The sequence below is a fragment of the Marinomonas sp. KMM3893 genome, from assembly GCF_004352855.1.
GTDB classification, from domain to species: Bacteria; Pseudomonadota; Gammaproteobacteria; order Pseudomonadales; family Marinomonadaceae; genus Marinomonas; species Marinomonas arenicola.
In genome coordinates, this window is the sequence record NZ_SJSC01000001.1 from 1 (window position 1) to 26,438 (window position 26,438).

At 43.9% G+C, this 26,438-nt stretch carries 27 protein-coding genes; 7 read left to right on the forward strand and 20 right to left on the reverse strand.

The window, feature by feature from the left end; translation table 11 throughout:
* Both E0D71_RS00005 and E0D71_RS00010 read right to left on the reverse strand, forming a co-directional pair.
* Nucleotides 1-1,429: retention module-containing protein (locus E0D71_RS00005; RefSeq protein WP_133001258.1), on the reverse strand; the 1,429-nt coding region annotated here is incomplete at its 3' end.
* A gap of 139 nt (nt 1,430-1,568) precedes the next feature.
* Nucleotides 1,569-2,336: an undecaprenyl-diphosphate phosphatase gene (locus E0D71_RS00010; RefSeq protein ID WP_133001259.1), complete on the reverse strand. Its 768-nt coding sequence runs from the start codon at nt 2,334-2,336 to the stop codon at nt 1,569-1,571.
* Between the two features lie 459 nt (nt 2,337-2,795).
* On the opposite strand from E0D71_RS00010, the gene E0D71_RS00015 reads away from it, so the two are divergent.
* Together E0D71_RS00015 and E0D71_RS00020 are read left to right on the forward strand one after the other, a co-directional pair.
* Nucleotides 2,796-4,286, forward strand: coding sequence for a SulP family inorganic anion transporter (locus E0D71_RS00015; protein WP_133001260.1), 1,491 nt, complete (start codon nt 2,796-2,798; stop codon nt 4,284-4,286).
* Nucleotides 4,287-4,305: 19 nt separating this feature from the next.
* Nucleotides 4,306-5,154 carry a universal stress protein gene (locus tag E0D71_RS00020; protein WP_133001261.1) on the forward strand — a complete coding sequence of 283 codons (849 nt, stop codon included), beginning with the start codon at nt 4,306-4,308 and terminating at the stop codon, nt 5,152-5,154.
* 101 nt (nt 5,155-5,255) lie between these two features.
* Here E0D71_RS00020 and E0D71_RS00025 read toward each other — a convergent pair whose 3' ends face one another.
* The 4 genes from E0D71_RS00025 to E0D71_RS00040 form a co-directional block, all read right to left on the reverse strand.
* The gene (locus tag E0D71_RS00025; protein ID WP_133001262.1) at nt 5,256-5,720 is read right to left on the reverse strand and encodes an NfeD family protein; all 465 of its coding nucleotides are present in this window, start codon (nt 5,718-5,720) and stop codon (nt 5,256-5,258) included.
* A gap of 2 nt (nt 5,721-5,722) precedes the next feature.
* A complete protein-coding gene (locus E0D71_RS00030) occupies nt 5,723-6,661 on the reverse strand; it encodes a slipin family protein (RefSeq protein ID WP_133001263.1) in 939 nt (312 codons plus the stop codon).
* Nucleotides 6,662-6,796: 135 nt separating this feature from the next.
* Nucleotides 6,797-7,837: a low specificity L-threonine aldolase gene (locus tag E0D71_RS00035; protein WP_133001264.1), complete on the reverse strand. Its 1,041-nt coding sequence runs from the start codon at nt 7,835-7,837 to the stop codon at nt 6,797-6,799.
* Nucleotides 7,838-8,003: 166 nt separating this feature from the next.
* Nucleotides 8,004-9,140 carry a GNAT family N-acetyltransferase/peptidase C39 family protein gene (locus E0D71_RS00040; protein WP_133001265.1) on the reverse strand — a complete coding sequence of 379 codons (1,137 nt, stop codon included), beginning with the start codon at nt 9,138-9,140 and terminating at the stop codon, nt 8,004-8,006.
* Between the two features lie 261 nt (nt 9,141-9,401).
* On the opposite strand from E0D71_RS00040, the gene E0D71_RS00045 reads away from it, so the two are divergent.
* Both E0D71_RS00045 and E0D71_RS00050 read left to right on the forward strand, forming a co-directional pair.
* A complete protein-coding gene (locus tag E0D71_RS00045; RefSeq protein WP_133001266.1) occupies nt 9,402-10,877 on the forward strand; it encodes a RimK family protein in 1,476 nt (491 codons plus the stop codon).
* A gap of 158 nt (nt 10,878-11,035) precedes the next feature.
* Entirely contained in the window at nt 11,036-11,911 is an 876-nt protein-coding gene (locus E0D71_RS00050; protein WP_133001267.1) for a mechanosensitive ion channel domain-containing protein, read from the forward strand.
* A gap of 29 nt (nt 11,912-11,940) precedes the next feature.
* Here E0D71_RS00050 and E0D71_RS00055 read toward each other — a convergent pair whose 3' ends face one another.
* The 4 genes from E0D71_RS00055 to E0D71_RS00070 all read right to left on the reverse strand — a co-directional run bounded on the left by E0D71_RS00055 (nt 11,941) and on the right by E0D71_RS00070 (nt 14,499).
* Entirely contained in the window at nt 11,941-12,735 is a 795-nt protein-coding gene (locus E0D71_RS00055) for a pyrroline-5-carboxylate reductase (protein WP_133001268.1), read from the reverse strand.
* Between the two features lie 176 nt (nt 12,736-12,911).
* Nucleotides 12,912-13,355, reverse strand: a complete 444-nt coding sequence (locus E0D71_RS00060; protein WP_133001269.1) for a GNAT family N-acetyltransferase — start codon at nt 13,353-13,355, stop codon at nt 12,912-12,914.
* A 112-nt stretch (nt 13,356-13,467) separates the two neighbouring features.
* Nucleotides 13,468-14,109 carry a LysE family translocator gene (locus tag E0D71_RS00065; protein ID WP_133001270.1) on the reverse strand — a complete coding sequence of 214 codons (642 nt, stop codon included), beginning with the start codon at nt 14,107-14,109 and terminating at the stop codon, nt 13,468-13,470.
* Between the two features lie 159 nt (nt 14,110-14,268).
* Nucleotides 14,269-14,499 carry a hypothetical protein gene (locus E0D71_RS00070; RefSeq protein WP_133001271.1) on the reverse strand — a complete coding sequence of 77 codons (231 nt, stop codon included), beginning with the start codon at nt 14,497-14,499 and terminating at the stop codon, nt 14,269-14,271.
* Between the two features lie 42 nt (nt 14,500-14,541).
* Here E0D71_RS00070 and E0D71_RS00075 point away from each other — a divergent pair, with 42 nt between their 5' ends.
* Genes E0D71_RS00075 through E0D71_RS00085 form a run of 3 tightly spaced genes read left to right on the forward strand, consistent with a single transcriptional unit; the run spans nt 14,542 to nt 17,216 of the window.
* Nucleotides 14,542-15,501, forward strand: a complete 960-nt coding sequence (locus E0D71_RS00075) for an ABC transporter substrate-binding protein (RefSeq protein ID WP_133001272.1) — start codon at nt 14,542-14,544, stop codon at nt 15,499-15,501.
* A gap of 12 nt (nt 15,502-15,513) precedes the next feature.
* Nucleotides 15,514-16,416: an ABC transporter permease gene (locus tag E0D71_RS00080; protein ID WP_133001273.1), complete on the forward strand. Its 903-nt coding sequence runs from the start codon at nt 15,514-15,516 to the stop codon at nt 16,414-16,416.
* Complete coding sequence (locus E0D71_RS00085; protein WP_133001274.1) at nt 16,413-17,216, forward strand: ABC transporter ATP-binding protein; 804 nt, start codon at nt 16,413-16,415, stop codon at nt 17,214-17,216. Before E0D71_RS00080 ends, E0D71_RS00085 begins: the two co-directional genes overlap by 4 nt.
* Before the next feature lie 317 nt (nt 17,217-17,533).
* On the opposite strand, the gene E0D71_RS00090 is transcribed toward E0D71_RS00085, so the two are convergent.
* The 10 genes from E0D71_RS00090 to E0D71_RS00135 all read right to left on the reverse strand — a co-directional run bounded on the left by E0D71_RS00090 (nt 17,534) and on the right by E0D71_RS00135 (nt 26,182).
* Nucleotides 17,534-17,827, reverse strand: coding sequence for a HigA family addiction module antitoxin (locus E0D71_RS00090; protein ID WP_133001275.1), 294 nt, complete (start codon nt 17,825-17,827; stop codon nt 17,534-17,536).
* Nucleotides 17,827-18,246: a type II toxin-antitoxin system RelE/ParE family toxin gene (locus tag E0D71_RS00095; RefSeq protein ID WP_279433423.1), complete on the reverse strand. Its 420-nt coding sequence runs from the start codon at nt 18,244-18,246 to the stop codon at nt 17,827-17,829. Before E0D71_RS00095 ends, E0D71_RS00090 begins: the two co-directional genes overlap by 1 nt.
* Nucleotides 18,247-18,399: 153 nt before the next feature.
* Complete coding sequence (locus E0D71_RS00100; RefSeq protein WP_133001276.1) at nt 18,400-19,098, reverse strand: hypothetical protein; 699 nt, start codon at nt 19,096-19,098, stop codon at nt 18,400-18,402.
* A gap of 101 nt (nt 19,099-19,199) precedes the next feature.
* Nucleotides 19,200-20,087 (reverse strand): Kiwa anti-phage protein KwaB-like domain-containing protein, encoded by an 888-nt coding sequence (locus tag E0D71_RS00105; RefSeq protein WP_133001277.1) that lies wholly within the window; start codon nt 20,085-20,087, stop codon nt 19,200-19,202.
* A gap of 1 nt (nt 20,088) precedes the next feature.
* Nucleotides 20,089-20,607 carry a hypothetical protein gene (locus tag E0D71_RS00110; RefSeq protein WP_133001278.1) on the reverse strand — a complete coding sequence of 173 codons (519 nt, stop codon included), beginning with the start codon at nt 20,605-20,607 and terminating at the stop codon, nt 20,089-20,091.
* Between the two features lie 124 nt (nt 20,608-20,731).
* Nucleotides 20,732-21,661, reverse strand: coding sequence for a hypothetical protein (locus E0D71_RS00115; protein ID WP_133002075.1), 930 nt, complete (start codon nt 21,659-21,661; stop codon nt 20,732-20,734).
* Between the two features lie 228 nt (nt 21,662-21,889).
* Nucleotides 21,890-22,585, reverse strand: a complete 696-nt coding sequence (locus tag E0D71_RS00120; RefSeq protein WP_133001279.1) for a transposase — start codon at nt 22,583-22,585, stop codon at nt 21,890-21,892.
* Nucleotides 22,586-23,159: 574 nt separating this feature from the next.
* Nucleotides 23,160-23,945 carry a hypothetical protein gene (locus E0D71_RS00130; protein ID WP_133001280.1) on the reverse strand — a complete coding sequence of 262 codons (786 nt, stop codon included), beginning with the start codon at nt 23,943-23,945 and terminating at the stop codon, nt 23,160-23,162.
* Nucleotides 23,946-24,400: 455 nt separating this feature from the next.
* On the reverse strand, nt 24,401-24,562 hold the full coding sequence (locus E0D71_RS17360; protein WP_165942931.1) for a hypothetical protein: 162 nt from the start codon (nt 24,560-24,562) through the stop codon (nt 24,401-24,403).
* Nucleotides 24,563-25,510: 948 nt separating this feature from the next.
* Nucleotides 25,511-26,182, reverse strand: a complete 672-nt coding sequence (locus E0D71_RS00135; RefSeq protein ID WP_133001281.1) for a YoaK family protein — start codon at nt 26,180-26,182, stop codon at nt 25,511-25,513.
* Between the last annotated feature and the right edge of the window lie 256 nt (nt 26,183-26,438).

Here is a 26,438-nt window from a genome sequence, read left to right on the forward strand (position 1 = left end):
TGCCGTCGTTTAAAGTAGAAAGATCGGTATCTGCAACAGACCAAGTACCGTCGTCATTTTGAGTCGCTTCAACGACCACGTCTTCAGTACTGTCATCACCATCACTGAACGTAACCGTAACCGTTTCTGCATCGCTGTCGACGCCATCTAAAGTGACGCTTACAGATCCCGCTTCAGCTGCACTAACAATCGTATCAGAATCAGCGACACTAACAGACAACGCCGTGTCATCAGAGTCAGCGCTGGTGTCTAAATCTAGGGTGTCGGTAGTAGTAGACGTATTGCCCGCATCGTCGGTAACGGTGGCGGTTACTGTAATATTGCCGTCGTTTAAAGTAGAAAGATCGGTGTCTGCAACAGACCAGGCGCCGTCGTCATTTTGCGTTGCGTTAACCACCACATCGGCAGTGCTGTCGTCGCTATCGCTGAAGGTCACGGCCACGGTTTGTGCATCCGCATCCACGCCACTCAAGGTCACGCTAACAGAGTCCGCTTCGTCTGCGTTGGTCACTGCATCGCTTTCAGCCACGGCCACACTAAAGTTATCGTCCGCATCAGCAGTGGTGTCTAAATCTAGGGTGTCGGTCGCAGTGGCCGTATTCCCAGTACTGTCAGTCACAGTCGTCGTGACTGACACTGTGCCATCATTGAGAGAACTAATATCGGTATCAGGTACCGTCCAGTTTCCAGCACCGTCTTGTACTGCATTTGTTGTAATTGAAGAAGAACCATCACTAAAAACAACGCTAATTTGGGCGGCATCATTATCAACGCCACTCAATGTCACAGAAACACTACTGGCTTCGCTGGCATTTGTTGTTTGATCGGATGCAGAGACAGAAACCGTCAAGTTGTTATCGATGTCCGCTGTGTTGTCTGCCGTGCGGCTTGAGCTCGAGGAAGTTTGCGTGGTAGACGAAAGTGTCGAGAAAGAATTATTAGTATCATAGCCATAACTTGGCAATGAACTATCAAGACCGGTATCAAAACCAAAGTTTGGCAATGACCCGTCTTGGTTCCTAGCAACATCTACGTCTACTCGCTGTTGTTCAGCAATCGTTTCTTCACCGGCAGCCGGTGCGTCCTGAATTAAGGTAGGGTCAGCGCCGTCGGCGATGGCTTGTTGCAATGCTTCAGTATCTGAACTGGAATCTTGAGCTAGGCCGTCAATATCATCAGGCGTGTACACTTCGTCATTGATAACAACAATAGAGTCGCCACCAATCACTACTTCTGAACCGTCGATGAATTTAATAGTCGCACTAGCGCCACTACCTGTTTCTACGGTTTCGCCGTAAAAGATAGGGTCACCAACTTGAACAACGCGCTCATTTCCATCTATGGATTTAACAACCACAGACCCAGTAATTTGAATGATAGTTCCGATTGGAGACCCTAGTGTTGCAAAAGATGTTTGGCTGTCGCTCATTGTTAGATTCCCTAAACAAGTCGAATAAAATTTCAATTACTTGCAGCTTAGCCAAGAACGAAAAAGGCCGCTACTGTACCTTGGTACTATAGCGGCCTATCACAACCTTTTACTGACAAATCAATACGTTTCGTTACAATCAAATAGCGAAGAAAAGCAAGCCTACCCCGAACACGATTCGATACCAACCGAAGGCAACAAAGGTGAATTTTTGAAGGAACACCATAAACAATTTCATCACTAAAAACGCACTAATAAATGCCGTAACGAACCCCACCAGCAGCACCATCAAATTCTCGCCACTAAAAACCTGATAGTTAGAAACCAGATCTAAGCCTGAAGCCGCCACCATAACCGGTAACGCTAACAAAAACGAAAACTCTGCACTGGCTTTACGACTCAAACCAACAAACAGTGCCCCAACAATCGTCGACCCCGCTCGACTCGTCCCAGGAATAAGCGCAAACACTTGAGCAATGCCGATCAGCAAGGATTGCTTGAACGTAATATCCTCCAAATCTTCCACCAGCGGCGTTTTGTCCTTGATCACCTTTTCAGTAATAAGAAAGACGACCCCGCCCACGATAAACATGACGGCCACAACTGGAACCGAAAAGATCGACTTAATCTGAGAGTGAAACAGCAACCCGACAAACGCAACCGGCAGAAAAGACACCAGCACTTTTAACCATAACCCGGTGTGTTTAAATGTGAACCTTTCACGATAGTTGGCAACCACAGCTAAAATGGCCGCCAACTGAATAATCACTTCATAGGCTTTATTCGTATCTGTTTGTTCCAATCCCAACCATTGGCTAACAACAATCAAATGCCCTGTAGACGAAATAGGAAGGAATTCCGTTACCCCCTCAACCACGCCCAAAATGAGACTCTGAACAATATCCATAAACAGCTACTTACTACTTAAAAACGTTAAAAAAAAGACAATATAAAAAAACAACCGCCGAACTATAAATAAATTTTCATAAAAGAAAAATGAAAAAGTCACCGCACCCAAATAAATTCAGCCGATCCAAAGCCCTTCTTTACGATTCTTACGTTTTCTTTTATGAAACCCCTTCTACAAGCCCCCACTTTGGTTGTCATATTTAGACTAAAACTTTATAATTTCGCTACTTTTTAACTTTCGCTGTAAATACGGCGTGGCGCAACACACGCAGATTGTGTCGCTTAAAGTACCTTCCTATCGCATGCAACCAAATGGTAAGCATGCAAACGTCATAGCCTTATGACGATACATACCCAACCATGCTTCATTAACGTTAAAAACAGTAAGTTTAAACTGGGCATTAGCCTAGAAAAACGAAGCATGGCACGTAAAAAATAGCGATATAAAAGGTAACAAATGATCGATTCAATTAAACGAGACTGGTTCTCAAACATAAAAGGCGACACCCTTTCAGGAACGGTTGTGGCCCTTGCTCTTATTCCTGAAGCCATTGCCTTCTCCATTATTGCAGGTGTTGATCCTAAAGTAGGCCTTTACGCCTCTTTCTGTATTGCCGTCGTCATCTCTATTTTTGGCGGTCGTCCTGCGATGATCTCTGCAGCAACCGGCGCTATGGCATTGGTCATGATGGATCTTATTAAAGATCATGGCCTGCAATATATGTTGGCAGCCACCATACTCGCAGGACTTTTTCAGATTATTTCGGGTTATTTAAAACTCGGCAATCTGATGCGATTTGTTTCTAAGTCCGTTGTGACTGGCTTTGTGAATGCCTTGGCGATTCTAATTTTCATGGCGCAGCTTCCTGAATTAACCAACGTCACCTGGGTTGTTTATGCCATGACGGCGGCTGGCTTGGGCATTATCTACCTATTCCCATACGTCCCCGTACTCGGCAAGAACCTTCCCTCGCCTCTTGTCTGTATTGTGGTATTGACCATTTTCTCAATGATGAATGGCCTTAACATTAATACCGTAAGTGACATGGGTGAATTACCTGACTCTTTGCCTGTTTTCTTGCTTCCTGATATCCCTTTAAACCTAGACACCTTTTTGATCATACTGCCTTACTCTCTAAGCTTGGCGGTTGTGGGTTTGCTTGAGTCTATGATGACGGCCACCATTGTGGACGAACTTACTGACACCACCAGCGACAAAAACCGTGAGTGTAAAGGCCAGGGTGTTGCCAACATCTTCACCGGTTTCATTGGTGGCATGGCTGGTTGCGGCATGATCGGACAAACCGTCATTAACGTAAAATCTGGTGGTCGTGGACGACTATCCACCTTCATTGCCGGTTTCTTTCTGTTAATCATGGTGGTCTTCTTAGGCGACTGGATTGGTCAAATTCCAATGGCTGCCTTGGTTGCCGTGATGATCATGGTATCGATCGGAACCTTCTCATGGGATTCCATTATTAACCTTAAGAAACACCCGCTTTCAACAAACATCGTCATGATAGTGACAGTGGCCGTTGTTGTGGCGACAGATAACTTATCGATTGGTGTTTTGGTTGGCGTACTATTGGCTTCTCTTTTCTTCGCTAATAAAGTCGGACGTTTTATGTCCATCTCCAGCAGCAAGGACGAAAATAGCGCACACCGCACTTACAAAGTCGTCGGCCAAGTGTTCTTTGCCTCTTCAGATCAATTCAATCAAGCATTCGACTTCAAAGAAGCCCTTGAGAAAGTTACTATCGACTTATCCGCTGCGCACTTTTGGGATATTACCGCCGTCAACGCACTCGACACCGTGGTGATCAAGTTCCGTCGTGAAGGCGCTCAGGTTGATATAATCGGAATGAACGAAGCCAGCGCGACCGTGGTGGACAAATTCGGCGTTCATAACAAACCTGAAGAAGCCGATAAATTGCTAAGTGGCCATTAAGGCAAATAGGAGAACAATAATGACAAACGTAATTGCGTGTATCGATGACTCCTTTTTATCTGAGTACGTAACAAAAGCATCTGTCTGGGCTGCCATTAAAATGGAAGCCCCACTCACCTTGCTGCACTCTCTTGAAAAAGCGCCTATTACAAGCAACAACGACCTATCCGGCTCTATTGGCTTCGGCAGTCGAGAATACTTGCTAAGCGAACTAACAGAGTTGGATGAAAAACGTGCCAAATTGGCGCTTGAGCAAGGTAAAGCCATCCTGAGTGACGCTCAAAAGCACGCTCAAGAAGCCGGCACCAAAGACACCGCTCTATTGCAACGTCATGGGGACCTTGTTGAAACCCTGACAGACCTTGAAGAAAGCACTCGCTTGGTCGTACTCGGTCGCTGTGGTGGCAACAACATGAACGCCAACACCATTGGCTCTCATATTGAACGTGCTGCCAGAGCACTGCATCGTCCGATCTTGATCACCGTTGGGGAATTTAAAGCACCAACCAATTTCATGATTGCCTACGATGGTCGAGAAACATCCGACAACGCTATTGCGCGCATTATCAAAAGCCCATTACTAAAAGGCCTAAGCTGCCACCTAGTCATGGCTGGAGAAAACACCGAAGCAAGACGCAGTAAATTTGAAAATGCCAAAGCATTGCTAGAAAAAGAAGGTTTTGATGTTACCGCGTCTTTGATCGCTGGGGATATTTACCCAGTACTCACCGAATATCGCCAAGCGAATGACATCGAACTGATGGTTATGGGCGCCTACGCCCATTCCAAAGTAAAACGCTTCTTCGTCGGCAGCAACACCTCTAAAATGATTATCGAAAGCAACATTCCGCTCTTGATTCTTCGTTAAGTAAAAACTCGCTAAGCAAAAAAGACACAAAAAAGGGCTTCTATTAAGAAGCCCTTTTTTTATGCAATTTACCTATCACCGCCGATTCACATTCACAACGATCATTGGCTCGAATTGACAGCCTTTATATGGAACGCACCGACTTCTGCGTCAATCACCTCAACCCGTGTACCCGCCTCAATGGCCTCGTCACTAATCAATGTCCAATTCACACCAGAATAATGATAAGACGGAGACACAGCAGGCGACACAAAGTCTTTTAAAACAAACTGATGACCCACCAAATCCCCCTGCGCTTTTTTCGGACTCACGCTTGATTGCATGCGCTTCAAAGGGCGCCACAACACAATGGCAAAAACAATGGTCAGAATACCGGTACTAAACAGCGCGCCTAGACCACTGTCTGGCAAAATACTCACATAGAGTAACGCCCCAGTGACCATCGCCGCCAAGCCAACAAAAAACAGCACAAAAGTAGAAAAGCCCAACACGGCCACTTCAATGACCAATAGAATCAAGCCAATGATCAATAAGCTTTCAGCCAGATTATTGGTAAAGAAATCCATGACTAGCTCCCTTTCGTCATTTTCTGGATAATCGTCATGGCTTGCGCGACAACGGCCGACGCTTCAGTCGAGCCGTCTGGCAACAACACAACAGACGATTCTTTCGCAATCGCGCGCTTCGCTTCAATGGCTTTCGTTGCCAAATCTAGCTGAATGGCTTTTTGCCCTTCTTCCGTCGCAGCGGCTTCACCCACTTGACGCAAGGCTTCAGCCTGAGCCGATGCAACAGCCACTATCGCTTTTGCCTCACCTTCTGCGCGTAATACCTGCTCTTCTTTATCCGCTTCAGCAGCAAGCACCACAGACGCTTTTTTACCCTCTGCACGGTTAATCGCGGCTTGGCGATCCCCTTCGGATTCCAAAATTTGCGCACGTTTAACACGCTCAGCCTTCATTTGCGCTTCCATGGCTTCCATCACAGACTGTGGCGGCACTATGTCTTTAATTTCGTAACGCAGCACCTGAATACCCCAAGGGCCCGCTGCGTCGTTGATCGAGGCGACAATATTGGTATTGAGCACATCACGCTCTTCGAAGGTTTTGTCCAGCTCCATTTTACCCAGCTCAGAACGCATCGTTGTTTGCGCCAATTGAGTCACCGCAAACACATAATCATCAACACCATAAGTGGCTTTATAAGGGTCTAGTACACGAAAATACAAAACACCGTCTACGTGCAAAGAGATATTGTCTTTGGTAATCGCGCTTTGCTCAGGCACATCAACGGCCTGCTCTTTTAACGAACGATCTGCTGAAATTCGGTCAATAAAGGGGAGGATGAAGTTTAAACCCGCTTCTTTTGTTGATTGGTATTTACCAAAACGCTCAATCACATACGCCTGATTCTGAGGCACAAATTTAATGGAGTTTTTCAACAAGACAACCGCAAGCACCAGTACGAGCACCTGCACGTTCAATACATAATGGAGTAACTCTTCCATAGTCATAGATCCTTTATCATTCTGAATAAGCCATCACTGTGCCTCACCCAAAAAAGCGAGGCACAGAGAATACGATATGATCACCGCACTCACAGTAGGCACTTTCCATTGCCAAAAGTCATTACTAAAATGCAACTACACAGAGTCAGCAAAACGCCTTGCACTTGCGACAAAGGCATCGATCCCCTCTGCGGGTGTTCTAAACGATGTCACCAAGCGAACAACACCCTCTTCCCAGCGACCACCATAAAAAGCAAAACCCTCTGCTTGTAAATGCTCTGCCATGCCAGCGGGCAAGGTGCAAAACAACATGTTCGCTTGCGCCGGCGTATTAATCACCACCCCAGGCACAGATTTTAACCCTTCCTGCAACAAGGCCATCATGGCATTGGCATGAGTCGCATTTTTACGCCACAAATCGTCCGTTAAATACGCCACCATCTGCGACGACAACAAACGCATTTTTGAATGCAAATGCCCACCACGCTTACGGCGAAAACCCAGCTCTTTGGACAAGGCTTTATTAAAAACAACAATCGCTTCCGACGCCATGGTTCCGTTTTTAGTAGCACCAAAGGAAACGATATCAACGCCCGCTTTCCAGGTCATCTCAGCAGGAGAGCAACCCAAAGCCACCAACGCATTGGCAAAACGAGCGCCATCCATATGAACCGGTAGACCAGCGGACTTTGCCACATCCGTTAGGGCACGGATCTCATCCAAAGAATACACACTGCCCACCTCTGTCACCTGAGAAAGACTCACCGCCGACGGCTGACAAGAATGCACATCGCCAACTTTTTGACTGACCACTTTCTTTAGTAAGACAGGGTCCATTTTGGCATCGGCGCCCTCAATTCCAACAAAGCGAGCACCGCCGGTATAAAACTCTGGTGCGGTACTTTCATCATTCATCAAATGACTTTCTGTGTGGCACAACACGCTGCCCCAAGGCGGCGTCATCGCACTCACACTTAACACATTTGCGGCCGTCCCGGTCGAGACCAAAAACACATCCAAGTCACATTCAAACAACTCAGACAGCATCTTCGTCACTTCTGCCGTTGTCTCATCATTACCATAAGGCATGGCGTCCCCTTTGGAAGCCGCCATCATGGCCTCTAATACAGAGTCAGACGCCCCGGCAATATTGTCACTGGTTAACGCGATTTTCATAGTCATCCTTCACTTAGTTCATCAGTAGCGTTCAAAAAAGCGAGCAATAACAATGGTCATAAAAACAGGCATAAAAACGGGTGTAACAACAGACGTCTCATCCCCTAGCTTTTATTGCTCTTTAAATGCTATTTAACCATTCTCCTCACCAGAAAAACACCACGCATCAAACCCGATGCAACACCACTGTGGCCTGTAAACGTCGCTGACCAAAGCGAGACATCCTCTCAAACTCATCTCGGGCGATGGGCAAATACTGGCAATCAAGCGGGCTTTGGGTGTCGTCTTTTTCTTCGAAGTCTGGGTCATGCACCAAAATACAATGTTCATCGTAGCCAGACATCACCACCCAATGGGGGGCTTTTTTACCATCCATTCGAAAGGTACTGATGAGGATCAAGGCCAACGCGCCCGCATCAAACGCGTCTATTAATTGCGTTAGTGGCATCACACTGTAATTCACCAGAATACCCGCCGCATCACACTGCTTAGCAAAACTTTGATGCACTCGAGCAATCACGTCTTTTTTCAGTTCGTCACGTACGCTATCCACAAACAAAGGCCCTTCTTCGCTGAGCCATAACTGTGCCGATAAGCCACGCTTTTGAGCCGCCAACGCCAACCCCATCGGGTGGCAACCACCGTGACCAGAAGTCATAAAAATGGTCGTTGCTTCGCGCCAAATCTCCAGCTCATCGTCTGGCGTTGCTTGATACTCTTTGCTCAAAGCCGACAACACCATCTGTAACGACGCAGGCCCACAGGTAAAGGGCGTACCTTGGGCTAACCAAGGCACAGAACGAGATGTCTGTTCATCGCCTTGATGACGCAAGATTTTATGCATCCGAATCGCGTCCGTATGGTCTTCATAATAATCATCATAATGACCAAATTCTTGATAGCCCATTTTACGATACAAAGCGATGGCCCCCAGGTTCACATCACTGACCTCAAGACGCAGCAACGCCTTACCTTGCTTAATGGCTTTTTTCTCACACGCCACAAGCAAGGCTTTGCCTACCCCTAGCCCACGCGCACTGGGCGACACCGCCAACGAATACAAACGCGCCAGTCGAGTACCTTGGCGCAAATGCAACAAAGCATACCCCAATAACCCTTGCTCACTCGCCGCCACCAACAAAACAGAACCCCCACTGGTAATGGCACGACGAAAGCTACGGCGGCTCAAGCGATCGCCAGTAAAGGCTTGCGCTTCTAACGCCAACAATGCGTTTAAATCGTCGATATGAGCCGAACGAACATCAAGCAACAACCCAGAAATTGGAACACTATTAACAGTCATTTAAGCGCCTCAGAAAAGGGCAAACAGTGGGGTGAATCGCACAGTTAATCGGAACAGATCGCCGAATAATTGACGAGGGTATTTTTCGCGCATTCTAGGGCGAAATCCACTCAAAAGATAGTACAAATACTGGTCAAAAAAACATTTTATATTTTCGTTTTAAACTATTGTACAAACACCAAAACAGGCGCACTATTCGCAAAAATTCATCGTGTGAAAAACACTCACTTACTGCTCTTCATAAAAGGAAAAGCAAAGCCAATGTCACAGACGTACATTGTTGTTGATCAGGCCAAAGATTGGTCCGCGTTTTTACCCAGTGATCGTGTGATCACCTTTACTCAATACCTAAACTTGGCCACCAAAAGCCAAGGGCGCACCCGCATCATCAACCTTTGTAAAAGCAGCAAATACCTGTCTGACGGGTATTACTGTTCGCTGTTGGCAGAAAGTCGCGGCCATCACGTTATGCCGTCGGTACGCGTGTTAAACGACCTCAGCAAAAAAGACCTATACGAGCTGGAAATTTCCCACTGGCTGCCTTTGCTTGCCAAAAAACTGGCGACGCCAGAAGCCCCAATGGAGTTAAAATTCCACTGTGTGTTTGGCAAAACGATTTTGCCAGAAATGAAAGAATTTGCTCGCAAGTTGTTCGAGAGCTTCCCAAGTCCGGTGCTTGAAGTCACCTTGAAATACCGTAAAGAATGGCAAGTGACCGCCTTACAAGCCACTTCCCAGCGCCAGCTGAACGACGAAGAAGAAACCTTATTCGCAGAATCACTAGAAGCCTTCAGCAACAAAGTCTGGAGTAAAGGTCGTATTCAACGGGCAGCGAAATTCGACATGGCCATTTTGGTTAACCCAGAAGAAGCCTTGCCGCCAAGCGACACCCAAGCCATCAAGAAGTTTATCCAAGCGGGTAAACAGCTGGGCATTCACGTGGACACAATCGGCCCAAAAGACATCATGCGTCTGCCAGAATACGACGGTTTGTTTATTCGTGAAACCACCAACATTGACCACCACACCTACCGCTTTGCCAAAAAAGCCGAAGGCTTAGGTTTGGTCGTCATGGACGATCCACAGTCCATTATGCGTTGCACCAACAAGGTGTATTTGGCGGACTTATTCAACACCCATAAAGTGCCGTGCCCAAAAACACGCATCGTGCACAAGGGTGAGAAAAGCGTCGAAGATGCCTTAGAAGCAGCCATTAGCTACCCAATGGTCGTGAAAATCCCAGACGGGGCCTTTTCTAAAGGCGTTATTAAAGCCGAGAATCGCGCGGCACTGACTGAAAGCTTAAACACCTTGTTTAAAAAATCGTCTTTACTCTTGGTGCAAGAGTATTTGTACACTGAATTCGACTGGCGTATTGGGGTACTAAACAACAAACCGATTTTTGCTTGTCGTTACTACATGGTGAAAGACCACTGGCAGATCTACCAGCACAGTGACAGCGCCAGCGAAAGCGGTGGCTTCGACACACTCCCCACGTTTGAAGTACCGCGCCGAGTGTTGCAAGCCGCCATCGCCGCCACCAAGCCCATTGGCGACGGTTTATATGGCGTAGACGTAAAAGAAATCAACGGCCGCGGCTACGTCATTGAAGTGAATGATAACCCGAGCATAGACCGAGGTGTCGAAGACAAATACCTAGGGGACGAACTCTACATGCACATCATGTCTGAGTTTTTACGTCGTATGCAAATGAAGCGTGGTGACACAGCGAGCTGATCAGCCATTCAACCTCCCCTTCCCTTCGTGGGAAGGGGTCGGATAGGGGTTGGTCACTTGTCTCTGTCAATTTGTAAAACACATTTCCTGCACATTTATAAGGCACCCACTATAAAAATAGTATTTAATATCTTTATTGTTATTCGGGAGTCACACCTTTGCTAGACCTAGACCATATCGACAGCGCATTAAACTACACCCTCTTTTCTGTCTCAGGACAAGCCGTCACTGTCGGCGGTTTACTATTGATCCCAACGCTTGCCTTTATTGGCTTCTGGGTCACAAAATACCTCGTTCGACTGCTCACTTCAAAGCTGACGAACCGACACACAGACCCAAACATCATCCACCTTATTCAGCGTTTGTTGTATGTCATCGCCATTTGCATCATCACGATCACCGCGCTCGAGATCATTAATATTCCGGTGACTGCCTTTGCCTTTTTATCCGGTGCCATTGCCATTGGCGTCGGTTTTGGCGCGCAAAACATCATCAACAACTTCATTAGTGGCTGGATCTTGATGTGGGAAAAACCGATTCGCATCGGCGACTTCCTAGAAGTAGAAAATGCCAAAGGTGTCGTCGAAGAGATCAATACCCGCTCAACTCGCTTTCGCCGTGTGGACGGTGTTCACATGCTTATCCCCAACAGCAAGCTGCTCGAAAACACCATAGTGAACTGGACCCTAGTCGATAAATTGATGAGAACCTCGGTAAGAATCGGCGTCGCCTACGGCTCACCTGCGAAGAAAGTCGCTGAATTGATGCAACAAGCCGCCGAAGAGCAAGAAGGCGTGCTCACCGACCCCAAAGTGCAGGTCATCTTTGAAGACTTTGGCGACAACGCCCTCATCTTCGATGTGAACTTTTGGATACAATCCAACGTGGAAGGCGGCTTGCGCATGGCCAAAAGCAACATACGCTTTCGCCTCGATGAGCTCTTCGCCGACCATGGCATCGTCATCGCCTACCCACAAAGAGACATACACATCGACGGCAGCTTGACGCTAGTTAGAAACAAGGCGCTAGACTAACCCCTTTTAAAGAAGCCAGATGCCTTTGATTATTTGGGTTCTTCAGGGTTTGGCGCCGAATTGGCCAAAATACGCGCCTTAATACTCTCTAGAGCACAAATCAAGGCCTCAGGGCCGCCCTGCTGCTTAAACACGCTGACCGCTTGTTCATTTAACCCTCCTGGCGTGCTGTGTGCTGCCACTTGGTCGCGAAAAGAGGTCTCATTTTGTTTTAGAGCCGTTTGATTAAGCCCATGCAACAAGGCGGAAAAATACAACTGGGAATGACTCTCTGGCACACCTTCTTTAATAATCCATTCAGACAACGTCGAGACAGTCTCAAAATAGAGTCCCATAGTCGCACTGGCGATACCATAACGATCAAACTCAACTTGCGATGTCGCCGCCACGACTGTGCCAAGCAGAGTAAAAAGCGTTTTCGCCGCCGCTTGATCAGGGTAAATGGCCGTAATACCAAGCTGGTCGGCCACGAAAGGCAAGGGAATCGCTCGACAAATAGACACTTCAGTACCAAACCAAGATCTCAATGTCTCGTGTGTTAGAGTGGCGATTAGGCTAATGACTTGTTTCTCTGGAGGAATAGTAAGCCCAGCCAATACCGCTTCAGCCACTTGCGGACGCACCGCCAACACCACCACATCTGAGGCGTCAATAATGGCTTGATTATCATCAACCACCTCTACATTAGAAAACTCATTCGCAAGACGCTCAGACAGTGACGCACTACGACGAGACAACAGAAAACTCATCTCTGTATCACTTTTCATGAGACCACGGACAATGGCATCAGAGATGACACCCGTGCCGATAAATCCAATTTTCATACCTTTCTCTTCCTTATGATGTTTGCTTCATGAGCGCTATTATCGTCTTCGGTGGCTGTATGTCTGTCGGCGTTAGCCTTAGCAGAGACTTGAAGAGCTGGCGGCTTAAGCTAGCTCGCGAAAATCAACTTACCGTAATACTTTTCTTATCAGAAACATTTACCAGAACAAGGCCACTATTCGACACAAGCGAGGCTTTTAACGTAGACCTGAGAAGTTTTAGAATGGCTAAAGCCGATCGAAGGATAAAAGATATGGGACTCTTTTCGTAATGCATTGGATCTGACCACAAGACGCTCTAAATTTTGCTCTTGCGCCCAATGTTGCGCTGCATTCACCAGCGCTTGTGCAATGCCCTTACGACGAAACCTTGCGCCAACAACAAGACCTGTGATTTCTGCACTAAACCCAGACTCAAGACAAAGACGCTTTTCTACCACTACCCAAGCACAAACCTTTGGTCCTGACACTGCCACAAACACAGCATATGAAGCGGAGCTAAGCAACGCCTCTAACCAGCGTTTGGTGTCATCAATGCTCACCTCATACCCAAGCTCAGAGGTAAGTTGATTCATCTCCGTTGAAAACGCCATGTTTGCTTTTACTAGGTCAAACTGCATAACACCTCCATCTCAAATTTGCTGACTGCCCGTTTAGTATATTGCGCTCAATATCGAATTGAGCCATTAATAGTGAAAGCGAATTAATGGCAAAACCACCTTACTTTTTCGATTAATCCGAGATTTTCATAAGCGCTAATTTTGCGCCAAAGCCAATAAATATCACGCCAGTGACTGAGTTTAATACGCTTTTAAAACGCGCACTATTCGCCATGCTTTTAACTCGCGACAACATAAGCACCATAAGAGAAAACCAAATTAAATTAACCATAGAGTGCGCCGTCACCAAAGCATACGCAGTTAATGGACTGTCGTTTACAGAAAGGAATTGTGGGAAGGCGGCTAAGTAAAACATAGAGACTTTAGGATTAAGCACATTGGTGAAAAAGCCTTCTACAAAAGCACCTCGGGTTGATACCGCTTTTTTCACTGTCTGAGGCGCTTTTACAGCCTCAAGAGAGGGAGCTTTAAACGCGGCCATCAAAGATTTTATGCCAATCCAGATAAGATACGCAGCGCCACACAGTTTAAAAAGGAAGAAAGCCTCAGCCGATTGAACCAACAACAAAGAAATACCAAAAATAGACAGAGTCCCATGCACATAAAAAGCCGCAACAAATCCCCACACGTTTAAAAAACCGGCCTTTTTCCCATACAAGGGCACCGTCTTAGCAATAAGAAAACCATTGGGGCCAGGAGACACAACCAATAAAGCGGCAACGGCCATGAAGGTAAAGAGATTATGAACGTCCATATTGAATGTCTCCTGAGTGGGAGTTAATTACAAAGGCTGAAAGAAGGAGCTCAAATGCGCCCTTCTCGTTTAATAAAAGGTACAACGAACACATTGATCAGCACAATGGTGATTAAATGGATCTGTCTAATGATGCTGACTTACGTTCTAAGAGCGATTTCAGAGAAGGATGGTTAATCTGCCCTTGCTTTCGTCAGCAACGCCAATCGTTAAACAAGCAAAATCTGGGGGGAGCTTTTGCTTTATAAATGGAGGAATTTCGACCTTATAAGCTTGTTTTTGCTCTTTATTTTGCCTAATTCTTACTATCTTAACGCTGATCGACCAACACGCTGATGATTCATCTAGTTTTTGGCCTCTATGCTGTGATATTTTTACAGAATAATTCATCGAAAGTATCATTCTGTACATATTCACGACAAAGGATTTACTATGAAATTCAGTTCCATTTTTAAAAGTGCGATTGTGGCCAGCGCAATTGCAGGCGGCGTTGTGCAAGCTGACCCGGTTTACGTGGCAACGACGGCCATTGTTGAGCACCCTGCTCTTGATGCGGTTCGTGATGGTATCAAAGCAACCCTAAATGAAAATGGTTACAAGGGCGACAACCTGAAATTCACTTACGAAAGTGCTCAGGGAAAACCCGATATTGCCGCACAGATCGCTCGTAAGATGGTCGGAGACCAACCAGACGTCATCGTGGCTATCGCCACCCCTTCAGCACAAGCAGCAGTGACAGTAAGCGACTCCATTCCCGTTGTCTTTTCTGCCGTTACTGACCCGGTTGGGGCACGATTAGTACCGAGTCTGAAAAAACCAGGTGGCAATGTGACCGGTTTATCCGACATGGCGAACATCAAAGAGCATTTGTCATTAATTAAAGAGTTTTTGCCGAATTTAAAAACAGTGGGTATTCCCTACAACCCAGGTGAGTCGAACTCTGTTTCTATGTTAGCGCAAGTGAAAAAAGTCGCCGCTGAAATGGGGATTAAAATCATTGAGGCACCAGCGCCTAGAACATCCGACGTTATGATTGCCGCCAAGCAACTGGTTGGCAAAGTCGATGCGATTTATACGCCTATCGATAACACCATTATCAGCGCCGTAGAATCCGTTGTTAAAGTGGGCATTGACGCACAAATCCCAGTATTTGCTGGTGATACTGATACGGTTGCCCGCGGCGCCGTTGCTGCGGTTGGCTACGATTACTTTGATCTTGGGCGCCAAACAGGTGAAATCGTTGTACGCATTCTTAAAGGCGAAAAAGCCGGTGACATTGATGTGAAAATGGCAAAAGGGACCAACTTGTTTGTAAACCCTAAAATGGCCAAACGCATGGGTATAAGTGTTCCTGCAACTGTACTCGCGCGAGCGACTAAGATAATCGAATAATAGGAAGATACTTTGTCACTTTATGCTTTTTTAGGAACACTAGAGATAGGCTTTATTTATGGTTTGGTTGCCATGGGTGTCTACCTTACCTTCCGAATATTAGACTTTCCTGACTTAACCGTAGACGGCAGCTTCACCCTTGGTGCGGCTGTTACTGCTACCTTGATCGTGCTGGGTTACAACCCATATCTGGCGACTTTGCTCGGTACGTTAGCCGCCGCCTGCGCGGGTATTGTCACCGCCTGGCTGAATTTGCGCTTTAATATATTGCATCTGTTAGCCAGTATTTTAACCATGACCGCCCTTTATACCATCAACCTTCGGGTGATGGGCAAACCCAATGTTGCCCTGATTATGGAACCGACTATGTTGACGCCTTTTGAGGCGCTTGGCATTCCGGCGATGTACATGAAGGTGATTTTTGTGGCCTTCTGTGCCGTGATTGGTGGGTTACTGGTTGCTTGGTTCTTAAACACACAATACGGTCTTGCTATGCGTGCGGTTGGCTCCAACAAACGTATGGCGCAAGCGAACGGCATTGTGGTGAACGAGAAAGTCTACGTGGGTTTGGCATTGTCGAATGGCCTCGTTGGTTTAGCGGGTGCCTTGTTTGCCCAGACGAACGGGTTTGCTGATTCCACCATGGGTATCGGTACGATTGTCGTTGGCTTGGCCGCGGTCATTATTGGTGAGTCACTGTTCTCAACGCGCTCTATTCTCGTCATTGTGATGAGCTGTATTATCGGCTCCCTCTTGTATCGAGTCGCCGTTTCTATGGCGCTCAATGCAGATTTCCTTGGTTTCCAAGCGTCTGACCTCAACTTGCTGACCGCTGTTCTAGTGGCATTGGCGCTGGTGTTTCCCAAATTACGTCGTGAATGGAAGACCAAGAAAGCGAAGGGAGAAAGAGTATGATTCGCTGCGAAAATCTACACGTTACCTTTAATCACGGCCTACCAACCGAAAAACTCGCCCTACGTGGCGTGGATTTAAGCATCCCAAGCGGTGAGTTTGTGACCGTGATCGGTTCCAATGGTGCAGGTAAATCAACCTTACTTAACACCATTGCCGGTGACATCGAATCGACCCGTGGAAAGATCTTATTTTCTGATCGAGATGTCACAAAACTTCCAGCCACTGGACGCACTAAAGACATCGCTCGTGTGTTTCAAGATCCTCTGGCGGGTACTTGTGGCAACTTGACGGTAGAAGAGAACATGGCACTCGCTTATGGGCGAGGCAAAAGAAGCAACCTCTCGTTTGCTTTAAATGACAATCTGCGAAAAATTTTCAAGGAACAGTTAAGCCGCCTTAATCTTGGTCTTGAAGACCGCCTTGGCGCCGAAATGGGGTTACTCTCAGGCGGACAAAGGCAGTCAGTGAGCTTACTGATGTCGGCGTTACAACCTAGCAGTATTCTCTTATTGGATGAACACACAGCGGCGCTTGACCCAAAAACGGCGGCGCTCATTATGGATATCTCGTCGCAAATCATTGAAGAGAAACAGCTTACCGTTATGATGGTGACACACTCCATGCGTCAAGCGTTGGATCATGGCTCTAGAACCATCATGCTCCACGAAGGGAAAATCATTTTTGATTTATCAGGCGATAACCGAGCAGACTATGACGTGAAAGACCTTCTGCAATTGTTTGCTCAAGCCCGCAATGACGGCGAAGAGTTAGACGACGATAAGTTGCTGCTAGGAGAATAGAACCCGCTTCTTATTCTCTTTAAAAGAAATAAGTCACAAAAGCCCCCACTTAATGATATCGATTCACTAAATGGGGGCTTTTTTATGCTTTTTAAACACAAACGCGACCTTCTTCTAAGGCAGCAGAAGGACAGAGCTAACAGGACAGGCACAGTTAAAACAAAGAGAAAACAAAGGTTTCTGTTTTATTGAATTATATGCATGCTTATCTTGGATGCTCCCGTCTAACACGCAATGTGTTAGCGTGGCTTTTTGCGTTGTTTGCCAAAACGATGACAACTAATCATTGTCGTAGTTGAGGCACTTTTTATATTCCTTTACGCCACTGCAAAATCAATTGGATGAACTTTAGCTAAGTTTACATTATGTTTTGCTTGCCAAAGATCATAATTATCTTGCATCGATAGCCAACTTTCAGGGCTACGCCCTAGTGCTTTCGATAGTCGTAAAGCCATTTCCGGAGTAATAGCACTTTTAGCTTTTAAGATACGGCTTAAAGTTGAAGGAGAAACATCTAATTGTTTTGCAACAAATCGGCAACTATAGCCAAATGGTTCCATATAAACATCGGAAATAAATTCACCCGGATGCGGTGGATTATGCATATTCATTAGTGATAATCCTCATAATTTAAAATAAAAGCATTGCCATCTTTAAATTCGAATGTGACTCGCCAATTACCATTTACAGTAATTGACCAAATTTCATCTCGTTTACCTTTTAAGGCATGCAACTTAAACCCAGGTAAGTCGATGTCGTCTAAAACAGTCGCAGTATCAATAGCGGCAAGTTGCATTCTAAGCCGACGCTCATGCTTCGCTTGAATGCCAGCCTTACTGCCTGACTCAAAGAACTTTCTTAGTCCTTTATGCTTAAATGATTTAATCATAACTGAAAGTGTAGCGCGTTGCGCAACAGGTGTACAGAAGGAACATAACGAGGCTATAGAATTACTCCAACAGCCAAATTTAATTAAAAACCGAGTCGTTGAGCTCAACCCTAAGCGCTTTTCAGGCTCTAGGTAATGCATCTCGACCCCATAAAAAGGCTATTTTTCTATATGAAGAGTAACTCTACAGCCCCAATGCCCTGTTAAGAAGTGAGAATTCGTTGGCTAAATTTTCTGAGTGAAGCGAATCCGAGCCAACTGTTACGAATCCGACTTTAACGACTTGTATGCATTTTATTGAACACTTATATTTAAAGAAACACTATTTTTTATATCACTAACTATTTGTTTTGGGGCAATAATAAAAAGCAACATTTCAACTAAATATGGGGTTCTATTTTTATAAATTTTTAATGAAAACTCTTTCATTAAATTACAATATTCATGATATGCAGTTTTGTGACTTTTCCATGTATATGACTTCCCAGATAAATTGAGTATTGTAGAAAATTCATATTTAGCTAAATCAGAACTCCTACCCGAAGGTTGAGGGTAAAATTCAGTTTGATTTGTATATTTAAATAATAACCAATTAAGAGCATAAATCACTCTAGAGTCATAAATTGCATACTGTCTATGATCTAGGAATGATGCTACTTTGGAAGTTGAAGAAATGATACTAAAAGTAGGTTTCGTCAGAATACCTTTTTCTAATTCTGAATCTAATTTATTCAATATGAGATTGTTACGATCGGTTGCCTTCAAAGATCTTACCCCCCCCCACTTTTGTATGACCCAGTATCGATTTTCAAGTGACCTTTCTGATGACAATAGGGTGTGTAGATTTTCTTTCAAAAAGATATTTCTAAGATAAACGTCCGAAATATCATTTGGTATTTTCAAAGGACAATCGTCAGGAATATTCCACTCAAAATTCTCTTTAAGGAGGGTATCATTTGCGTACTTTTGAAGCACATTTATTAAAGTGTCCAATGAAGTTCAACTCCTCTATGAATGGATGCATAACGCCTTGCTCACCGGAGTCTTGGGAGCGAAGCGAGTAAAATTTCCGTGTGCAGTGACTTGTTAGCATGCTAAAGTTCACGCTTAGAATTGGTTAAAAAATCACTACCCGACAATGGGCCTTTGTATATATCTTCTAATAAAAAGTGTAGGACCTCTTTAAGTTCTCTTTTGCCACGTGGCAATGTGATTTTTCCATTATTAACAGCCACTGGAATATCTGGAAAATTGGCAGCGGCAGTAGATATCTGAGTAACAGTATAGTTGTCTAATACACCCGAACTCTTAATAGAATGCGCCATCTTTCTTACTTGCGTATCAGCTTCTGAGATGAAACTCGCAAGATCAGCAATTTCCAATGAAGCATGTTGAGACATCTGAGTTAAGTCTTCGTCAGTTGCTTCTCTATAAAACTCTGACAGGTCAAAAACCATTCGAGCATTGTGGAAGCTTTTAAATTTCGTTTTATTGCCTTCAATGATTGCTACTAATTTATTATCAATCGTAAATATGTCATCAGTTGTTTTAACGAACGTATTGCCAGTTTGCATCTTTATTAGAGGAAGCTGGTTTAGCGAGAGAGCCTGTCTTGATGAAAATTTTTGAACATAAATTTTGGTTTGACCATTTGTAGCTATGCCTGTGAATATTGCTTTTATCGGTTCATTTGAAAAATTGGAAATATTCACATCAGAAAAAGATGATGCATTTGCATTGATTGCATCCCTCATCAACGTTGATTCACTAATATCATCAATAGTGAGGACTTCATTTGTGTCTGGCTTCCAATCACCATTAAAATCCACTTCAGTATCTACTCCCTGCTCAAAGAGCACTCGTTGATTTTCGAATATTTGAATCAGCTCTAATTGAAGTGGATTATTTACCCTAATTCGTTTAATTTGACAGCTGCCGCTATCATCCTTAATAAATGCGAAAAAATTCTGCTGTGCTGTCATTTTATTCCTCTACATCGATAACTATATATTCTGTTAACTGAGCCACCGTTAAAGGTTGGCTAGCATGTCTAAGTTCTTTTTTTGTGATAAGTACATAAGTTACCCCCTCTGGCGTACCTACTTTATAAAAATGCCATTTCATGATGCCCAAAAGAGGATTGAAGTGATAGCTATATCCAGTACTGGTTATCACTGCAAATATTAATAATGTCGGAATCCAAACTGTCCAGTTTAGTGCTGTAAAACTTGCGGTAAAAAGAGGAAGCAAATATAAAAGAAGAAAGCCCATATTCTCACGATCAGCAGCTTCAACAGTCGCTACAGTAAAATTGAAGCGTTCTAGATTTTTCTTTGCATAGCGAAGTATCCAGATGCAAACGAGTACTAAAGATAATGAAGCGGCAATAGCCAAGCTTGCAAATGTTTTTTCGCCATCAAACCACGCCACCCACGCATAAGTAAAGCCTACTGGTGCTATTGCAGTGCTAGTAAGTAAAATTTTGGCTAGTGTACTTAACACATTCATTCCTTAGCTCGAAGTGCATGCTAACGCCTTAATAACTGGCGTGTAGGTTGGTGTTATTTTTGCACTTTTTCTTTTGCAAAAATGATGACAACCGTAATACGTCCAGTTGATTAACTTGTTAGCTGTATTGTGCTTCGCAGTTAGCTAAAAACAATAAATTGGTTGCAGTTAAATGTAATGTGTAACTAGCCAAATGCTCAGGAACAGTCGTTATTTCACTACCTTGTCCATGACCTCCCTCTTTGTTTCTTACTGTTGGTATACCACTTTCCATTAATATTCTAACTGATGAAAATTGGTTTTGAAGATACTCTGGTACTAAATTATTTGCCAGACAACTGTTTATTAATTTTTTGGCTGTATCATTGGGTTTATAACTCCAAGAATGCTTGTCGTGAATAGCCTTCATCAGGCTTTCAAATGCTTTAAGACAATCATTTAAACATTCTTTATACCGTTTATGCCTGTAGTGCTCATGAGCAGAAAGAAACTCATCATTCGCACCAATGTATGATTTATTGCTACCTAGAACATGTAATACTGGCTTTACAGTCTCTGAATGTAAATATTGCGAATCGACCCTGATTAGCTCACCTGATTCAAATTGATAACCCACACCGGCTTCTTTAAATCGATAATTTAACTCATTAATTGCATCATCACTATTTTGTGAAACTCCAGTAGATTGCTGAAAACGATATTGTTTCTCCCTAACATGCTTATCAATTATTCTAAAACTCAATTCAATTACATCTAAGCTTTTCTCTACATTATTCTCATTCAAAAAACTATCATACACAGCTGCAAAGTGCGATTCTTCATACTGCTTAAGAGAGAATACGCCGTATTCTTTACACAGTACTTTATGGATTTGTCGGTATACTCCATTAGTTAGTTCATTATATGAAGTTTCTATACCAATGGTATCTCTAACTATATGAACGATCTGAACTTTTAATTGTTGAGGCAATTTATCATACTGATACACATCTGAAACTTCACCTCTCAGTCTCTTTTGTCTTTTAGAAAACAGATCAAATATTGCCATACTATTCATTGAACTCCATTATTCAGCTAACGCCCACATTAAGCGGACTAAAATTATTTGCCAAACTTGTTGAGGAACGAAACATGGCAAACTGTTTTAGTTCCGTTTAAATTGCCTTGTTATGCGTATTTATTCGTTCGATAAACCTGGATAATAATTAGGGTCAGAGTAAAATTAAATAATAATTAGGGTCAGAGTAAAATTAAATATCAACGAACAAGCCCACAGTTACCTTTTACGCCAACCTTTTTTTCTTCCTCGCTTTACTTCCGTTTGTCGTTGACCACTTAGTAATTCTATTTCTTCTTTAAATCTATCACTCCCTAACGCCAATCCTTTGTTTGCTGTTAAACGAATATCTTCTAGTAATTTATCATCTACTTGATACTGAAACATATCTCGATACGTATTACACCGCTCTTCTTTTGTTCGCCCCAATGACAAGTAAAGCTCATGCGGTGTCTGTAAATCACTACTGACACCTAAGCCGTTACATCGGTAGCTCGACCAAGAATAATCCGCAGGGTCTTTGACCATATCAGCCCTAACTGGATTCAGTTCGATATAACGATACAAATGAAAAAGATAACTTTGGTCTTGTACAAGACAAGACTTAAAGCGCCCTTCCCATAAAGTACCTGTTCGTTGATAGGTGTAGTTAAAATACCGTACGTATTGACGCCCCAACGATTGCATCATTTTTGAAATGCCAGTTGTATCACTAGGTGTACACAACAAATGAACATGATTAGTCATGAACACCCAAGCATGTATCGATACTTCAAATTTTTCGGCGTATTCACCTAGCCAATAAGCATAAGCTTTAATGTCTTCATCGTGGCCAAAAATAGGCTGACGGTTATTACCGCGTTGAATAATATGCTCAGCATAACCCGGAATTGAAACTCTTGGACGACGTGGCATGGAGACTCCTTTCTCTCATACTTTTACGATATCACTAAGGTTAATACGGGGAACTGTTTTCTAGGGAATAAGTTTAATTTAACTCTGACCCCAATCAATATTTTAATTCTGGACATGTGGTCATGTAGATTCATTAAATTCCATCGAGCATCCCACTCATCTTTCGGGCATACATCCACGCACAGATAATAAAATTTTAGATAGCACTCAATAAGATCTCTCGTAAGAGATGATACTGAACTGTAATCCCCGTGTGCATCATTACCTATTTGATCCGGATTGGGACATAAATGTCCAATTGAATTCGCACAGTTGCATAATTTCAATAATTGGGGTCAGAGTAAAATTAAGCATCCTCTTCTATTCTTACTAGGTTTTTTCGCTACCTTCTGCCTGTAGCGTATCCCTTTGATTTAATTTTACTCTGACCCCAAAATTACTAACGCCCGCATAAGCTGCGGAGCATGTTGGACGCTTTTTTGCGTCATTTTCTTTTAAGCAAAAAATCGGACAATGTGAGCCGTCAGATTTGATGCGTTTGTTAGGTTATTTTGAATGATTAAAGTTTTATATTTCATGACTTTGAAGATTCTTGTTTTGAAAGTATGTGTGAAGGAAATTTGTAGTTAATAGCGGTTTCGTCGTTAAACGCGGAGCCAATTATTTTGCCAATATCTAATGTTTCCACGAATATAAAAACTACCTCCTTCATGCTTGCAGGATCGGGGTCAACTTCATGAGCTAATTCTGCTCGCCTATCAGATATTTCTTGATAGTTTTTTATGCATTCGCTGTTTAAAGTGATTTCCAATTTTGGGAGTATTTCTTTAAGCCTTTTGGTAACCGGAGTACGTTGATATCGAGCTGAATGCTCTTTTATTGCGCTTGACTTAATATTTTCAATTCCTTTTTCTTGAATTTCTTCTAGCTTGTAATTGGTTTTATCGAACAACTGAATGTTCTTTTCTAAGCTTTTTTCAAAGAGCTGAAACTCATAATCTTCAAGAATTGCGAATAGGGTGATTATTGTTTGGCTTGATAGTAAGTGTTCGTGAGCACGTTCCTTAAAATTGATTCCCATAGGAACGCCTCCATTTTCACGAGGTGTTGGATTTTCACCGCACTCAAATGGAGCAACTATTTTTTGATAATCACTCATGGCCAATATGTATGGGAAATTCCTGTTGATATCCGGCTTGTTGGCAGGTGATGTGATATAAGGAGCTTCCTTCCAAGCTTCCTTTTCAGAACCAACATTCTCCCACATCATCATTTTGTATGCGCTTTCGGCTAAGTCATACGTTGAACATGCTTGAATAACAAAGCGTGTAGCTATTTTGGAAAAAGATTCGAAGTTCATCGTTTATGAAACCTAACATTGTAATAGTGCGCACGCGCATTTACACATTTCAAAAACTGTCTAAATACCTCTATAACCAACTGAATTTAAAGTGTTTTATAAAGTTATTCATAATATCCAAAATTGGCTAAACGAGCGTGCGCGTTATTACGTTTATCCCCAGCCTCTTATCTCAGTACTGTGAATCATTAGTCATTGATCTTAAGGTCGTTTTTTATTCTATTCCATTGTAAACACGCAAAAGATAGCTATTCAAAATGGCTAAATGAGCAAGCAATAAATTCGTTTAAAAATAACCTTTTCTGCTTATTGATTTTTCTATCATGCATTACCTACCTAGCCGCCTTAATGCTGGCCATTAGAGCCCAGTTGTTGCAATTTTTAATGAGGAAATAGAAAGAAGGTGTTATACGAGGCTTAACCATCCGTTAGTTACTTTGCTTCCATTCCTTTGTTTACAAAATGTAACGCGAGTTGATTGAGATTACCAGACTGCTTTGCCGTTTTTTGGTTTGTGGTTCTGGTTTGCTCAGAGAGCCAAGAGAAGAACGTAAGAACAAACATTGGTATTCATCCAGTGCTGCGTCAACATCGCCTTGTGAAAGCGCTGCTTTCATCGTCAGATTTCCGTCGTGCCTCCGTTCATACTGACCTACGATTGGGTAAGTTCAATTGGTGTTTTCGATGAGGTGGGCGGCAGGTGTGAAGAAGTGCCGAAGAGAAACGTCGGTTGGGCTGGTAAATAGCAAGTTTGGCGGCTACCCGTCGGGGTCAAATACCTTTAAAGGCAGCGAATCCAGATATACCAATTCCATAGGATTTTAAAGGGAAATGACCCCTTAGTCCGTTGGATGCTTGTGAAAGCGTTGCTTTCATCGTCAGATTCCCGTCGTTCCTCCGTCCATGCAGACCTACGCTCAATCGGTGTTTTCGATGATTTATAAAGCTTTGAAGCTATAAATACCTTAATTCGATGCAACGAAGTTGCGCGACTTGATGACGTTTCTGAGGCAGTGTTTGATGATGTTTCTCCATCTAAAAAGACGCTAAACACCTTCCTTAAATGATCGACGTGCAAAAGCTTTCCTGTGCTACGAAAAAGATACGCTAAAGGTCTTAAAAGAGACCTTTTGGTTACTTTTGCGGATCTGGGCAAAAGTTACCCGCTCAGCAGAGCGGAATAAAGGTCAGGTATGCAAAGCGTTTGAATGGAAAGTACAAAAATCGCCAACAGGACAGGCATAGTTAGTGCCGAAGAGAAACAGCAATTGAGCGAGTGATAGTCAAGCAGTGAGGCCGAGGTCAGGTGGTCGCTAGCCGGGGTCAAATCCCTTTAAACGCAGCGAATTTAGATGTCACCAATTCCGTAGGATTTTAAAGGGAAATGACCCCTTAGTCCGGTGGGCGCTTGTGAAAGCGTTGCTTTCATCGTCAGATTCCCGTCGTGCCTCCGTTCATGCTGGCCTACGTTCAGGTAAGCTCAACCGGTGTTTTCGATAAGGTAGAATTTTAAAGGGAAGTGACCCCTTAGTCCGAAAGCTTCGCTTAGCATTCTTTAGATTTACCTAAATCACCACGGGCTGGTGTCGTTTAGAATATAGGGTATAAACAAAGGCTAAAATAAAGCAAATCGACGCTGGGATAAACAAGGCATCAAACAGGTACAGGTTAAACAGGTAAGTGCCTGATGTGCCTCCGCAGATAAAGCCTGAAATAATCAGTAAAAAGAGTATCGATTTTCTTTTATCGAAGGTTTCCCCTCTTAGCGCGGAACCAAACATGATGCCCAAGTCGGTGAATATGCCAGTCATGTGCGTGGTTCGCACAATCGCGCCGCTGTATTTTGTGGCGAGGGCATTTTGCACACCACAGGCGGCTGAGGCCGCGTAGCAACCGTAATAAGAACCCGCAGAAAAAAGATAGATAGCCCATAAGATCAGCACGCCTTCAATGGTCAGTGCCAAGCCATAATGGTGGCCCAGTTTCAATGTGTGGCTGTGCAGCAAAACGCCTGAGAGTGAGGCGCCAAATAAAAAAGACAACAACACACCAGCCAGGTTAGCCGTTCCTTGTAATGAGCCATCGAGAAAACTGGCCCCCAATAACGTGACCGTACCAGAAAGGTGAGATATTGCCTGATGATCAAGGCTAATCAGCCCAATGGCATTAATAAAACCGGCCACAAAGGCGAGAATAAACGCCCCGTATTCAATCCATTTTGGCAACCGTGAAATCAAGAGTCCTCCGAAATATAAATATTTAAAAGTAGATTGATTGACCTGCCTACGCTCAGGCCTAGCCCAACAGATAACCATTGTGCGCAGTCACTTATTTGGCCATCGCCCAACCCCTCTATCCTATTCCTTTTCAAAGAAAATCGACATGGCAATGGTCAACTCACTAAGATCTTAAGCAAAAATGCGGTTTTTATGGATGGGTGATATATCAAAAAATGATTTTTAATTTAAGAAGAAATAGATTTAACTGATATCA